This window comes from Janthinobacterium sp. JF4 (assembly GCF_059617925.1).
The window spans coordinates 108,569-121,805 of the sequence record NZ_JCAQAV010000008.1; the positions used below are offsets into that span (position 1 = coordinate 108,569).

Annotated in this window: 10 protein-coding genes; 6 read left to right on the forward strand and 4 right to left on the reverse strand. The window is 62.2% G+C overall.

What is annotated here, in order from left to right; genetic code table 11:
• Nucleotides 1–68: 68 nt before the first annotated feature.
• From AC54AF_RS10070 to xapA, 4 genes are all read right to left on the reverse strand, one after another.
• Nucleotides 69–2,450, reverse strand: a complete 2,382-nt coding sequence (locus AC54AF_RS10070) for an aldehyde dehydrogenase family protein (protein WP_496636429.1) — start codon at nt 2,448–2,450, stop codon at nt 69–71.
• A 12-nt stretch (nt 2,451–2,462) separates the two neighbouring features.
• Complete coding sequence (gene deoC / locus AC54AF_RS10075; RefSeq protein ID WP_353658757.1) at nt 2,463–3,422, reverse strand: deoxyribose-phosphate aldolase; 960 nt, start codon at nt 3,420–3,422, stop codon at nt 2,463–2,465.
• Nucleotides 3,419–4,612: a phosphopentomutase gene (locus AC54AF_RS10080; protein ID WP_496636430.1), complete on the reverse strand. Its 1,194-nt coding sequence runs from the start codon at nt 4,610–4,612 to the stop codon at nt 3,419–3,421. The genes deoC and AC54AF_RS10080 overlap by 4 nt, the downstream gene beginning before the upstream one ends.
• Nucleotides 4,613–4,730: 118 nt before the next feature.
• Nucleotides 4,731–5,570 carry a xanthosine phosphorylase gene (gene xapA, locus AC54AF_RS10085; RefSeq protein WP_496636431.1) on the reverse strand — a complete coding sequence of 280 codons (840 nt, stop codon included), beginning with the start codon at nt 5,568–5,570 and terminating at the stop codon, nt 4,731–4,733.
• Between the two features lie 528 nt (nt 5,571–6,098).
• Here xapA and AC54AF_RS10090 point away from each other — a divergent pair.
• The 6 genes from AC54AF_RS10090 to AC54AF_RS10115 all read left to right on the forward strand — a co-directional run bounded on the left by AC54AF_RS10090 (nt 6,099) and on the right by AC54AF_RS10115 (nt 13,236).
• The gene (locus AC54AF_RS10090) at nt 6,099–7,256 is read left to right on the forward strand and encodes a carbohydrate kinase family protein (protein ID WP_496636432.1); all 1,158 of its coding nucleotides are present in this window, start codon (nt 6,099–6,101) and stop codon (nt 7,254–7,256) included.
• 3 nt (nt 7,257–7,259) lie between these two features.
• Nucleotides 7,260–8,189 (forward strand): pseudouridine-5'-phosphate glycosidase, encoded by a 930-nt coding sequence (locus tag AC54AF_RS10095; protein WP_496636433.1) that lies wholly within the window; start codon nt 7,260–7,262, stop codon nt 8,187–8,189.
• Nucleotides 8,190–8,268: 79 nt separating this feature from the next.
• On the forward strand, nt 8,269–9,171 hold the full coding sequence (locus AC54AF_RS10100) for a LysR family transcriptional regulator (protein ID WP_034785584.1): 903 nt from the start codon (nt 8,269–8,271) through the stop codon (nt 9,169–9,171).
• 382 nt (nt 9,172–9,553) lie between these two features.
• Entirely contained in the window at nt 9,554–10,549 is a 996-nt protein-coding gene (locus AC54AF_RS10105; RefSeq protein ID WP_496636434.1) for a BMP family lipoprotein, read from the forward strand.
• 81 nt (nt 10,550–10,630) lie between these two features.
• Nucleotides 10,631–12,160, forward strand: a complete 1,530-nt coding sequence (locus tag AC54AF_RS10110) for an ABC transporter ATP-binding protein (RefSeq protein ID WP_496636435.1) — start codon at nt 10,631–10,633, stop codon at nt 12,158–12,160.
• On the forward strand, nt 12,157–13,236 hold the full coding sequence (locus tag AC54AF_RS10115) for an ABC transporter permease subunit (RefSeq protein WP_131688623.1): 1,080 nt from the start codon (nt 12,157–12,159) through the stop codon (nt 13,234–13,236). Before AC54AF_RS10110 ends, AC54AF_RS10115 begins: the two co-directional genes overlap by 4 nt.
• The last annotated feature ends 1 nt before the right edge of the window (nt 13,237 follow it).

Sequence of the window (13,237 nt, forward strand, 5' to 3'; positions counted from 1 at the left end):
ACTCCAATCATGAGATCCGGGGTCAGTCCCTGCGGATCTGACCCCAGCTTTGCAACGCTAGTTACTTATCAGACGCCGTAAGGAATCCACACGTTTTTCACTTGCGACGCATGCGCCAGCACGGCGCGGCCACCGCTTTGGGCGGCGCTATACCAGTCGCGGCCTTTGGCGCCGCCGACCCAGGTGCGCTTCAGCGTGCCGGCCGACAGGCGCTCGACTTCCGCGCAGCCTTCGCCGGAACCGTCATGGCGCCAGACGGCGTCGATGTCGGCATGCGTGGCCAGCGTGCGCGCCAGTTCATCGGCGTTGCCGCTGATGATGTTGACGACGCCGCCTGGCAAGTCGGATGTGTCAAACACCTGGTACAGGTCCAGCGCGGAGAGCGGATGCGCTTCCGACGGCACCACCACCACGCGGTTGCCCAGCGCGATGGCCGGCGCCACCAGCGAAATGAAGCCGAGCAAAGGCGCTTCGTTCGGGCAGACGATGCCGATCACGCCGACCGCTTCATTGAGCGCCACGGTGATGCCCTTGGTGGGCGGCTGATGCGCCAGGCCGTCGTACTTGTCGGCCCAGGCGGCGTAGTAGAACAGGCGTTCGATCGATGCCTGCACTTCCTTCTCGGGATTTTTGTTGCCCGTCATGGCGGCGATGCGGGCGGCGAATTCGTCGGCGCGCGCAGCCAGGTTTTCGGCGATGTAGTACAGCACTTGCGCGCGGTTGTGCGCCGTGGCGCCGGTCCAGCCGGACGCTTTATGGGCCGCTTCGACGGCGTTGCGGATATCCTTGCGGCTGCCCACGCCCACTTCGGCCAGCAGGGCGCCATTCGCGCCGAACACCGGTGCGCTGTAGGCGCTGTCAGGGCGCGCCTGCTTGCCGCCGATGTACATCTTGGCCGTGCGGTCGATGGCGAACGGATCGGCTGCCGCCGGCTTCACATTGGCCTTGGCTTTCGCTTCCACCACCGGCAGGGCCGGGCGCGCATCTTCGGCCAGGGCCGTCATGTATTCCAGCATGCCTTCGCGGCCGCCTTCGCGGCCGAAACCCGATTCGCGGTAGCCGCCGAAGCCGCACGCGGCGTCGAACTGGTTGGCGCTGTTGATCCACACCACGCCAGCCTTGATGGCGGGAGCGATATCGAGGGCCAGGCTGATCGACTCGGTCCACACGCTGGCGGCCAGGCCGTACACCGTGTTGTTCGCCAGCTGCACCGCTTCGGGCGGCGTGCGGAAGCTCATCGCGACGAGCACGGGGCCGAAGATTTCAGCCTGTGCCACGGCGGCCGAGGTCGACGCGCCCGTGATCAGGGTAGGCGGGAACCACGAACCGTCGGCCGGCAATTCGCACGCCGGCTGCCATACGTCGCAGCCTTCGGCGCGGGCCGAATCGACCAGCGCGGCGATGCGCTGGCGCTGTACGGGGTCGACCAGCGCGCCCACGTCCATCGACTTGTCCAGCGGCGAGCCGAGGCGCAGGTTCTCCATGCGCGCGCGCACCTTGTTCAGGAAGCGTTCCTGGATCGATTCCTGCACCAGCAGGCGCGAACCGGCGCAGCATACTTGTCCCTGGTTGAACCAGATCGAATCGACCAGGCCTTCCACGGCGCCGTCCAGGTCCGCGTCTTCGAAGACGATGAACGGCGACTTGCCGCCCAATTCCAGCGACAGCTTCTTGCCGCTGCCGGCCGTCGCCTCGCGGATCAAACGGCCCACTTCCGTCGAACCCGTAAACGCGATCTTGTCGACGTCGGGGTGGTTGACGATGGCCGAGCCCACGCGGCCATCGCCCGTGACGATGTTGACCACGCCGGCCGGCACGCCCGCCTGCACGCACAGTTCGGCGAACAGCATGGCTGTCAGCGACGTAAATTCGGCCGGCTTGAAGACGACCGTGTTACCGGCTGCCAGGGCCGGGGCGATTTTCCACGACAGCATCAGCAGGGGGAAATTCCACGGCACGATCTGGCCCACCACGCCCACGGCGCGGTAGTCGGCGAATTCTTCCGACTGCAGCTGCGCCCAGCCGGCGTGATGGTAGAAATGGCGCGCGGCCAGCGGCAGGTCGATATCGCGCGTTTCGCGGATGGTCTTGCCGTTGTCCAGGGTTTCGAGCACGGCGAACAGGCGCGCATGCTTTTGCAGCAAACGGGCCAGCGCGTACATGATTTTCGCGCGGCCGTGGCCACCCATGCCCTGCCATACGGGCAGCGCGCGGCGCGCCGCTGCCACGGCGCGTTCGACGTCCGCATCGCTCGCTTGCGTCAGTTCGGCCAGCTGCGTGCCGTCGGCAGGATTGGTCGAGGCGAACAGCTCGGCCGGCTCGCTCCAGGCATTGTCGATGAACAGACCGAATGTGCGCTGGTGGCCGTCGAGCCACGCCTGCGCTTCTTTTTGACTTTCGGGAGCAGGGCCGTAGTCCATAGTAGTGAGAATCTCGTTAATTGTTGGCATGACGATTGTTCTTTAAGGTTGTGCGTGACGATGATTGGCCGAGTAGCTGCCGGTGACGTAGTGTTCGAGCTGGCGCTCGATGTCGGTCAGCAGGCTGGAAGCGCCGATGCGGAACAGGTGCGGCTGCAGCCATTCGTTGCCCAGCTCTTCCTTCATCAGGGTCAGGTATTGCAGCGCGCTCTTGGCCGAGCTGACGCCGCCGGCCGGCTTGAAGCCCACCTGGAAGCCCGTCTGCTCGTGGTATTCGCGGATCGTGCGCACCATCGTCAGGGCCACGGGAATGGTGGCGTTCACGCCCTCCTTGCCGGTGGAGGTCTTGATGAAATCGGCGCCGGCCATCATGCAGACCCACGACGCCTTGGCCACGTTTTCCATGGTCAGCAAGTCGCCCGTGGCGAGAATCGCCTTCACGTGCGCTTCGCCGCACGCCTTGCGATAGGCCAGCATTTCGTCGTACAGCACCTGCCAGTTGCCGTTCAGGACGTGCTGACGCGTGATGACGATATCGATTTCCGAGGCGCCGGCGGCGACCGACAGTTCGATCTCGCGCAGCTTCGTTTCCATGCTCGTCAGGCCGGCCGGGAACCCCGTCGACACGGCAGCGATGGGCAGGCGGCCCTGGATGACCTTCACGGCCGGCTGGATCATCTCGTGGTACACGCACACGGCGCCGGTGCTCAATTGCGTCAGGCCCAGCGCCTCCATCAGGTCGGCGCGCAGCGGGCGCATGGCCTTCATGCACAGGCGCTCCACGCGGCCCGGCGTATCGTCGCCGCCCAGGGTGGTCAGGTCGATCATCTGGATGGCTTTCACCAGCCAGGCGGCCTGGTATTCCTTTTTCACCGTACGGCGGTTCGCCAGGCTGGCCGCGCGGCGGTCCGTCGCGGCGCGGTTGACGCGAATCTGGTTGATCCAGCCCAGGTCGAGGCCGACGGCCTCGTTACGCTTGAATTCGGGGTGCATGAGTGTCATAACAAGCTGGTTCCATTAGCAAGTGGTGGTACGCCAAGGTGCTTAGCGAGGGTTTGGCCAATATCGGAGAACGTCTCGGAAATACCCAGTGCGCGCGGGGCGACGCCGGGGCCGAAGAAGATCATCGGAATGTGTTCGCGGGTGTGGTCGGAGCCGTGCCAGGTGGGGTCGCAGCCATGGTCTGCGGTGATCACGACCAGGTCGCCTTCCTTGAGCTTGGCCATGAATTCCGGCAGGCGCGCATCCATTTCGCGCAGCGCGTCGGCATAGCCTTCGACGTTGCGGCGGTGGCCGAAAGCCTGGTCGAAATCGACGAAGTTCACGAAGGTGAGCGACTTGTCCTGCACTTCATCGGCCGTTTTCAACAGCGCTTCGAACAGCGCCATGTTGTCGACGCCCTTCACGACCCTGGAAATACCCTGGGTAGCGAAAATGTCGCTGATCTTGCCCAGGCCGACGACTTCGCCGCCCGCATCCTTGACGTGGTCGAGCAGGGTCTTGCTTGGCGGCGCGACGGCGTAGTCGTGGCGGTTGGACGTGCGCGTGTAGTTGCCATGGCTGCCCGTGAACGGGCGGGCGATGACGCGGCCGATGTTGTACGGTTCGACCAGTTTGAAGGCCATTTCGCACACTTCATACAGGCGTTCGAGGCCGAACGATTCTTCGTGCGCGGCGATCTGCATCACCGAGTCGCCCGAGGTATAGATGATCAGCTTGCCGGTGGCGATGTGCTCGTCGCCATGCTTGTTGATGATGTCCGTGCCCGAGGCATGGCAGTCGCCGAGGAAGCCCGGCACGCCGGCCATGGCTTTCAGTTTGTCGGTCAGGTCGGCGGGGAACGATGGCGTGGTGCGGGGAAAATATCCCCAGTCGAATTCGACGGGCACGCCGGCGATTTCCCAGTGGCCGCTCTGCGTGTCCTTGCCGGTGGAGCGCTCGCGCGCCGCGCCGTAGGCGCCGGTAAAGCCGTCGCGCTGGTCGAAGCCCGTGGCCCATTCGCCGCTGGCCAGGTGCGCCGCGGCGCCCAGTCCCAGGCGTTCCATGTTCGGGAGTTTCAAGGCCCTGCCGCTTTTGGCGACAGTGCTGGCAATGTGGCCAAAGGTATTGGCACCTGCGTCGCCATACTTGGCGGCGTCTGGCGTCGCGCCAAGGCCGAAGGAATCAAGCAGGAGGATAAATGCGCGTGACATGATAAGGCTCGCTTTAGGGAATGATGCGGGGTGATGCGGACAGTGTAGGCCGGATTTTTCCGGCCTGCCGCGCGGCAGCGCCGGTGGCCGGCGCGCCGCTACTGCGTAAAAAAAGTGCTTAGGCTTGCGGCGTAGCCGATACGGTGGCCAGGAAAGCCAGGATCAGCTTGACCAGGTCTTTCGCGCCGATGGCCGCGTATTTCAGGGTTTGCTCGTGCGACAGGGCGAATGGCGACATGCCTTCGGCCAGGTTGGTGATGACGGACACGCCCACCACTTTCAGGTCGCAATGACGGGCCGAGACCACTTCCGGCACCACCGACATGCCGACCGTGTCGGCGCCCAGGCGGGCCATCATGCGGATTTCGGCGGCCGTCTCGAAGTTCGGGCCAGGGTAGGCGACGAACACGCCTTCGTGCAGGGTGATGCCGCTGGCGGCCGCCGTGTCCTTGACCAGATTGCGCAGATCCGCATCGTAGGCGTTGGCCATGCTGAAGAAGCGCGGGCCGAAGCGGTCGTCGTTCGGGCCGACCATCGGCGTGCCTGGCAGCAGGTTGATGTGGTCGCTGATGGCCACCAGACTGCCGGCGTCCACTTCAGGGCGCAGGGAACCGGCGGCGTTGGTGACGAACAGCATTTCGCAGCCCAGCAGCTTCAGGGTGCGGATGGCGCTCGTCATCACGCCCATGCCATAGCCTTCATAGAAGTGGCCACGGCCCTTCATGCAGACGACGGCGACGCCCGACAGGGTACCGACCACCAGTTCGCCGGCATGGCCGTGCACGGTGCTGATCGGAAAACCTGGCAATTCGTCAAAGCTGATGCTGACGGCGTCCGTCATCTGCTCGGCCAACACACCCAGGCCGGAGCCGAGGATCATCGCCACGCGCGGCTTGAAATTTTCAGGAGCGCGGGCACGGATGATTTCGGCGGCGTGGAAAGGGGTGTTGTTCGACATGGTTATCCTCTGATTGGCTAATGATGATGGTTGCTTCCTGCGCGGCAGTACAAAGCAAGATGCTGCGGCCCAGGTATCGGGTATGTATGGTGTTACAGGTATATCGGAATGCGTATTGCTATAGGAGGCTATCCCAGTAGATGAATACATCCCCTGCTGGCGCCCCTCAGAAGCGGGGACTGCGTTGATCGTCGTCGCGTGGCTCGCCACGCGTCCTCCTCACGCCTTGTCCGCACTCCTGATGAACTGCCAGCAGAAGACGCTCCCTACTGGGATAGCCTCCATTTGCCGCCACTATGCATCAAACGGAATATGTATGGCAAATACCATTTTTCTTGCCCATTTATACAATTCAAATATAAATGGCCGATATTATAGTCGAGACAAGCCCAGGTTCGCCATGCCCGAGAAATGCATGCATACAAGCTCCATACGAAGGTTTTTTATGCTCGCTTGCCACGAGCTTGACACTAACAAGACAAATGTTTACAGTTTCAGACAAATGTTTACACCTTCAGCGAAAACCTTGTGACCGATACCAATAAAAAAGACCAGCTGTACACGCTGATCCGCAACAACCCCTTCATCTCGCAGCAAGACCTGGCGAGCGAACTGGGCTTGTCGCGCTCGGCCGTCGCCGGCCACATCGCCGGACTCATACGCGAGCGGCGCCTGCTGGGACGCGCCTACGTGCTGCCCGACAGCCGCCCCGTGCTGTGCATAGGCGCCGCCAACCTCGACCGCAAGATGCGCACCCTGGCGACCCTGCAGATGGGCACCTCGAATCCCGTGCGTTCGGAAGAAGTGTTTGGCGGCGTGGGCCGCAACATCGCGGAAAACCTGGCCCGATTGTCAATCCCCGTGGCCTTGCTGACGGCGCTGGGCGACGATGCGGCCGGCCACGCCCTGCAGACACACGCGGAAGACGCGGGTATCGACATGCGCGGTAGCTTGCATTTGAGCAACACCAGCAGCGGCACCTACACGGCCGTGCTCGACGAACATGGCGAAATGCTGCTGGCGATGGCCAACATGCAACTGTACGAACAGCTGACCCCGGCCTTTTTGCACAGCCGCCAGCCGCAGCGCGCCGCCGCCGCCCTCACCGTCTGCGACCTGAACCTGGGCCACGACAGCGTGCAGGCACTGCTGGCCGATGCGCGCCAGGACGCGGCCCACGCGACGCCGCTCGTCATCGTCGCCGTCTCGCAGCCGAAGATGGCGCACCTGCCGCAAGACCTGACGGGCTTGCATCTGCTGATCCTCAACCGGGGCGAACTGGAAACGCGCGTGGCGCGCGCCCTGCCCACGGCGTTTGATCTGCGCGCCGCCTGCCGCGAGGTGCAGCGCCAGGGCGCGCGCCAGGTGATCGTCACCTGCGGCGGCGAAGGCGTGTATTTCACGGATGGCGACAGCCCGGACGCGCCTGTCATCCACCTGGCCGCGCGCGAAGTGGACGCCGTCGACGTGACGGGCGCCGGCGACGCGTTTTCCGCCGCCGTCTGCTGGTCCCTGTACCACGACAGCAGCGATTTGAAACTGGCCTGCCGGCGCGGCCTGAAGCTGGCCGCCATGACCCTGGAATCGGCGGCCACTGTCTCCCCCCAGATTTCCGCCGGCGCGCTCGACGACATCGACGATGCCGACCTGGCGCCGCCTCCCCCTACCCTCTTTCAACAGGATTGACACATGACACAATTGAATAGCTTCCTCTCGTTCTCGCAAGAAGTGCTAGCCGCGCGCGCCGCCGGCAAGGCCATCGTGGCGCTGGAATCGACCATCATTTCGCACGGCATGCCGTATCCGCAAAACGTGGAAATGGCGCGGGAAGTGGAACAGATCATCCGTGACGGCGGCGCCGTGCCAGCCACCATCGCCATCATCGGCGGCAAGATCTGCGTGGGCCTGTCGCCCGAGCAGTTGGAATTGCTGGGCACCTCGCCCGACGCCATGAAGGTCAGCCGCCGCGACCTGCCGTTCGTGCTGTCGCAGGGTAAATTGGGCGCCACCACCGTGGCCGCCACCATGATCTGCGCGCAACTGGCCGGTATTTCCGTGTTCGTCACGGGCGGCATCGGCGGCGTGCACCGCGGCGCGGAAACGAGCTTCGACATTTCCGCCGACTTGCAGGAACTGGCGCACACGTCGGTGGCCGTCGTCTGCGCGGGCGTCAAATCCATCCTCGACATCGGCCTGACCCTGGAATACCTGGAAACCCACGGCGTGCCCGTCATCAGCGTGGGCCAGGAAGGCTTTCCCGCCTTCTTCACGCGCGAAAGCGGCTTCAAGGCCGATTTCCGCCTCGACACGGCAGAGGAACAGGCCGCCTTCATCGGCACCAAGTGGCAACTGGGCTTGAAGGGCGGCGTGATCGTCAGCAACCCCGTGCCGGCCGCGCAAGCGATGCCCAAGGAAGAGATCGACGCCATCACCACGCAGGCGCTGCAGGAAGCCGATGCGGGCGGCGTGAAGGGCAAGCAAGTCACGCCATTCCTCTTGTCGCGCATCAAGCAACTGACGGATGGGCGCAGCCTGGCGACGAATATCGCGCTGGTCAAGCACAATGCCCAGGTCGGCACCGCGCTGGCCATTGCCATGCAAGCGGTCGTGGCACGATAATACGACTGCTGTAAAGAAGCGCGCGGCCTTTCAGGCTTGCGCGCCGTTCCCGCTTAGCATCAGGTAATGCAAGGAAAGCATGTCCATCGATCTGAAACAGTTAAAGTATTTTCTTGCCGTCGCCGAGGAGAAAAGCTTCAGCCGCGCCGCCGAGCGCCTGCATATCTCGCAGCCGCCCCTGAGCCAGCAGATCATGAAACTGGAAAGCGAACTGGGTGTGCGCCTGTTTGCGCGCACCACGCGCACGTTCGAGCTGACCGTGGCGGGCAAGGCACTGATGAATGAAGCGGCCGACTTGCTGGCCAAGATGCGCATGACCATCGACACGATTCGCCAGATCGACCGCGGCGAAGTGGGCCGCTTGCGCGTGGGCATCGTCGGCTCGGCCATGTGGGGCCCCATCCCCAGCCTGCTGGAAGAATTCCAGACCAAATTTCCCCGCGTCACCTGGACCATCCATGAGTTCGGTCCCACGGTGCAATACGAAGCCTTGCGCGCCAAGCAGATCGACGTCGGCTTCTGGCGCGAACCCAAGCTCAATGACGACGACTTGCGCCACGATAATCTGCGCCAGGAACTGTGCTTCCGCGAAAACGTCTGCGTGGCCGTCAACGAACACCATCCATTGGCCAAGAACACGGCGATCGAGCTGATCGACATCGCCCACGAGCCGATGCTGACCCTGAACCTCGACAAATCCGCGTTTCCCCGCTACCTGGTGCAATGCTGCATCAACGCCGGTTTCGAACCCGTGATCTTCCAGGAAGCGAGCGAGCCGCAAACCCTGCTGGCCATGGTGGGCGCTGGCCTGGGCGTGACCCTGGTGCCGGAAACGACGAGCCGCATCGGCTGGCCCGGCGTCGTCTTCCTGCCGATCAAGACCAATCCCCCATCTGCCAACCTGTACATCAGCTACACCACGCTGGACGACGCGCCCGTCGTGCGGGCCTTCCTGAATATCCTCAATCCCCCGGCCGTCTAATCGGCGGCACTACCTATTTATATGCACCGCATATAAATACATAAACAAAAACGTATTTGTCATACATATCTGGCATGATGCATAGTGATTCGGACGCCCATCGCGGCGCCGGTTCCGTGCTTGCCCTGCCCGTCATCTGACGGCGCATCCCAGCCCGCTCCGGCAGCCCCATTCGATGTTGTACCTATAGACGGGGCGCGACTGTTGCATGCGCAGCACACTGTCGACATAAAGGCATAGAGACCAGCAATGATCTTGTGCAATACAGTGCAATGTTGATAAGGAAGTATCACCTCGTGCATCAAAAACAGGCTAAATCGGCCCCAAATTATATGTTTCACCTATAAAAAATATACAATATCGATCTTCCAGGAGCCAATTCATGAAACTTACACAATTTAGTTTGACGATCGCAGCCGTATTGTTGACTGCTCAAGCGTCCGCGGCTACCCCAAAACTGGGTGTCGTGTATGACGCGGGCGGCAAGTTCGACAAGTCGTTCAACCAATCCGCTTTCGAAGGCGCGTCGCGCTTCAAAAAAGACACGGGCATTTCCTTCATCGAAGTGCAGGCATCGAGCGATACGCAGGCTGAACAAGTCATGCGTGGCCTGGCCCGCAAGAAACTCGACATGATCGCCGCCATCGGCTTTGCGCAAACGCAAGCCGTGCAAAAGGTCGCCAAGGAATTCCCGAACGTCAAATTCGTGCTGATCGACGGCCAGGCCGCCGGCAGCAACGTCAATTCCGTCGTCTTCAAGGAAGAAGAAGGCTCCTACCTGGTGGGCGTGGCTGCGGCCATGGCCAGCAAGAGCAAGAAGGTCGGCTTCATCGGCGGCATCGATATTCCCCTGATCCGCAACTTCGCCTGCGGCTACGCGCAAGGAGCGAAGGCCGTCAATCCGAAGATGGAAATCACGCAAAACATGGTCGGCACCACGTCCGGCGCCTGGAATGACCCGGCCAAGGGTGGCGAACTGGCCCGCTCGCAATTCGAGCGCGGCGTCGATGTCGTCTTCGCCGTCGCTGGCGGCAGCGGCATGGGCACCCTGCAAATGGCCAAGGAAAAAGGCAAGCTGGCCATCGGCGTCGATTCGAACCAGAACCATCTGTATCCAGGCAGCATCCTGACCTCGATGGTCAAGCGCGTCGACAACACGGTCTACGACAGCTTCATGCAAGTCAAGAACGGCACCTGGAAGGGCGGCGTCAGCTATAAAGGCTTGAAAGAAGGCGGCGTGGATTGGGCGCTCGACGCGAACAACCGCAAGCTGATTACGCCTGAAATCGAAAAGCGCGTGTTGGGTGCGCGTAAGGACATTATCGATGGCAAGATCAAAGTGATCGATTACCGCGTCGGCAGCAGCTGCCCGGTTTAATTTTTCTCCGTATCTTTTAGCGCGCCGCCGGGGCCAGTCTCCGCGCGGCGCGTTTCCATGAAACTATCCAGTTATGAACCTATGCAGCCAGCAGTAGAATTTCGCAGCATTTCCAAGCAGTTTGGACATGTGAAGGCGAACGCCGACGTCAGCTTCTCCATCGCCAAGGGCAGTATCCATGGCCTGGTGGGGGAAAATGGCGCCGGCAAATCGACCTTGATGAGCATCCTGTACGGGTATTACCGTGCCGACGGCGGAGAAATCTTGCTCGACGGGAAAGTACAGCCTATCCGCAACAGCCAGGAAGCGATCAATCTCGGCATCGGCATGGTGCACCAGCACTTCATGCTGGTCGAGAACTTCACCGTCCTCGACAATATCATGCTGGGCACGGAAGGCGGCTTTCGCCTGGCCAGCCACCGCACGGAAGCGGAAGCGAAGTTGCGCGACATTTGCACGCGCTACCGCCTCGACGTCGACCCGCTGGCAAAGATCGAAGACCTGTCCGTCGGCGCGCAGCAGCGCGTGGAAATCCTCAAGCAGATTTACCGCAGCGCCAATATCCTGATCCTCGACGAGCCGACGGCCGTGCTGACGGCCCAGGAAACGGCCTCGCTGTTTGAAATCCTGCGCCTGTTCAAGGAGCAAGGCAAGACCATCATCCTGATCACGCACAAGCTGCAAGAGATCCTGGAAATCACCGACAACGTCACCGTCATGCGCGGCGGCACGGTGGTGGGCGCCGTTGCCACTGCGACCACCTCGAAAGAGGAACTGGCCAATATGATGGTGGGCCGCCCCATCCAGAGCCACTTGCCGCGCGCGCCCTACAATCCGGGCGCCACGGTGCTGGAAGTAGACGGTCTGCAACTGGCCGACGCACAGCAAGTCAAACTGCTGGCCGACATCGGTTTCAACTTGCGCGCCGGCGAAATCGTCGCCATCGCGGGCGTCTCCGGCAATGGCCAAAGCGAACTGCTGGAAATCCTGTCCGGCATGCGCTTGCCCACCTCGGGCAAGCTGCGTTTTCTCGACAAGGACTTGCCGTTTGCCAAGCGCCACGATGCCGACGGCTTGCCGCTGGCCTTCCGCGACCTGGGCATTGCCCACATTCCGGAAGACCGCTTGCGCGATGGCGTGGTGAAGAATTTCTCCGTCATGCAAAACACCATCCTCGGCTACCAGGATCACCTGAAAAACCGCTGGGGCCTGTTCAACTTCAAGGCCATCGGCGCCCGCTGCGCGGAACTGCTGAAGACTTTCGATGTGCGCCCGGCCAACCCGGACCTGCGCATCGGCTTGCTGTCGGGCGGTAACCAGCAAAAGGTGGTGATCGCGCGCGAAGTGCTGGCCAAGCCGAAATTGATGCTGGTGGGCCAGCCCACGCGCGGCGTCGACATCGGCACCATCGAAAGCATCCACACGCAATTGCTGGCCCTGCGCGACGCGGGCGTGGCGATCCTGCTGGTGTCCGTCGAACTGGAAGAAGTGCGGGCGCTGGCCGACCGTATCCTCGTCATGTGCGGCGGACGCATCACCGGCGAACTGAAAATTGAAGAATTCGATACCACCCGCATCGGTCTGTTGATGGGGGGAATGCATAAATCATGAATAACGACTTGCCACGCTGGGCGACAGCCTTTGTCATGCCCATGTTAAACCTGCTGTCGGCCTTGCTGGTCGCCGCCCTGGTGATCTATATGCTGGGCGAAGACCCGGCCGAATCGCTGGGTATCCTCGTCAACAGCGCCATCCTCAATCCGGAAGGCTTGAGCTACACCCTGTTCTACGCCAGTACCTTCATCTTCACGGGCCTGTCGGTCTCCGTGGCGATGCAGGCCGGCCTGTTCAATATCGGGTCCGAAGGCCAGATGTATATCGGCGGCCTGGGCTTGACGGTGGCCATGCTGGCCTTCGACCAGACCCTGCCCGCCTGGCTGTTGATTCCCGCGGCCATGATCGGCGCGGCCCTGTTCGGCGCCCTGTGGGGCTTCCTGCCAGGCTACCTGCAAGCAAAGCGCGGCAGCCATATCGTCGTCACCACCATCATGTTCAACTTCATCGCCGCCAGCCTGATGAACTTCGTGATCGTGAAATACCTGATTCCGCCGGGCGAGCAGAACACGGCCAGCCGCGTGTTCGCGGAAAGCGGCGAAATGCCGCGCCTCTCCACCTGGTTTCCGTCGCTGGGCGACACGCCGCTCAATATCAGTTTCCTCTTGGCGATTGCCGCGCTGGTGATCTACGGCGTGATGGTCTGGCGCTCGTCCTGGGGTTTCAAGCTGCGCGCCACGGGCCTCAACAAACATGCGGCCCACTATGCGGGCGTGTCGATCAGCAAGATGATCATCATCGTCATGCTGATCTCCGGCGCGCTGGCGGGCTTGGGTTCCGTCAATTCCATCATGGGGTCGACGCACTACCTGTCGCTCAATTTCGTCGGCGGCGCCGGCTTCATCGGCATCGCCATCGCCCTGATGGGCCGCCAGCATCCGGTCGGCATCTTCCTGTCGGCCGTGCTGTTCGGCGCGCTGATCCAGGGCGGCTTCGATCTGTCGCTGGAAAAACCGAATATCCCGACGGAAACCTTCATTTTCATCCAGGGCTTGATCATCCTGTTCTGCGGCGCCATGGAAAACTTCTACGCACCGGCCATTTCCGCCCTGCTCAAGCGCACCAAAGGCTAAC

Coding starts and splice junctions, on each gene's coding strand:
- AC54AF_RS10115 (WP_131688623.1), top strand. CDS start 12,157: ATGAATAACGACTTGCCACGCTGGGCGACAGCCTTTGTCATGCCCATG.
- AC54AF_RS10095 (WP_496636433.1), top strand. CDS start 7,260: ATGACACAATTGAATAGCTTCCTCTCGTTCTCGCAAGAAGTGCTAGCC.
- AC54AF_RS10110 (WP_496636435.1), top strand. CDS start 10,631: ATGCAGCCAGCAGTAGAATTTCGCAGCATTTCCAAGCAGTTTGGACAT.
- AC54AF_RS10100 (WP_034785584.1), top strand. CDS start 8,269: ATGTCCATCGATCTGAAACAGTTAAAGTATTTTCTTGCCGTCGCCGAG.
- AC54AF_RS10080 (WP_496636430.1), bottom strand. CDS start 4,612: ATGTCACGCGCATTTATCCTCCTGCTTGATTCCTTCGGCCTTGGCGCG.
- AC54AF_RS10070 (WP_496636429.1), bottom strand. CDS start 2,450: ATGCCAACAATTAACGAGATTCTCACTACTATGGACTACGGCCCTGCT.
- AC54AF_RS10105 (WP_496636434.1), top strand. CDS start 9,554: ATGAAACTTACACAATTTAGTTTGACGATCGCAGCCGTATTGTTGACT.
- deoC (WP_353658757.1), bottom strand. CDS start 3,422: ATGACACTCATGCACCCCGAATTCAAGCGTAACGAGGCCGTCGGCCTC.
- xapA (WP_496636431.1), bottom strand. CDS start 5,570: ATGTCGAACAACACCCCTTTCCACGCCGCCGAAATCATCCGTGCCCGC.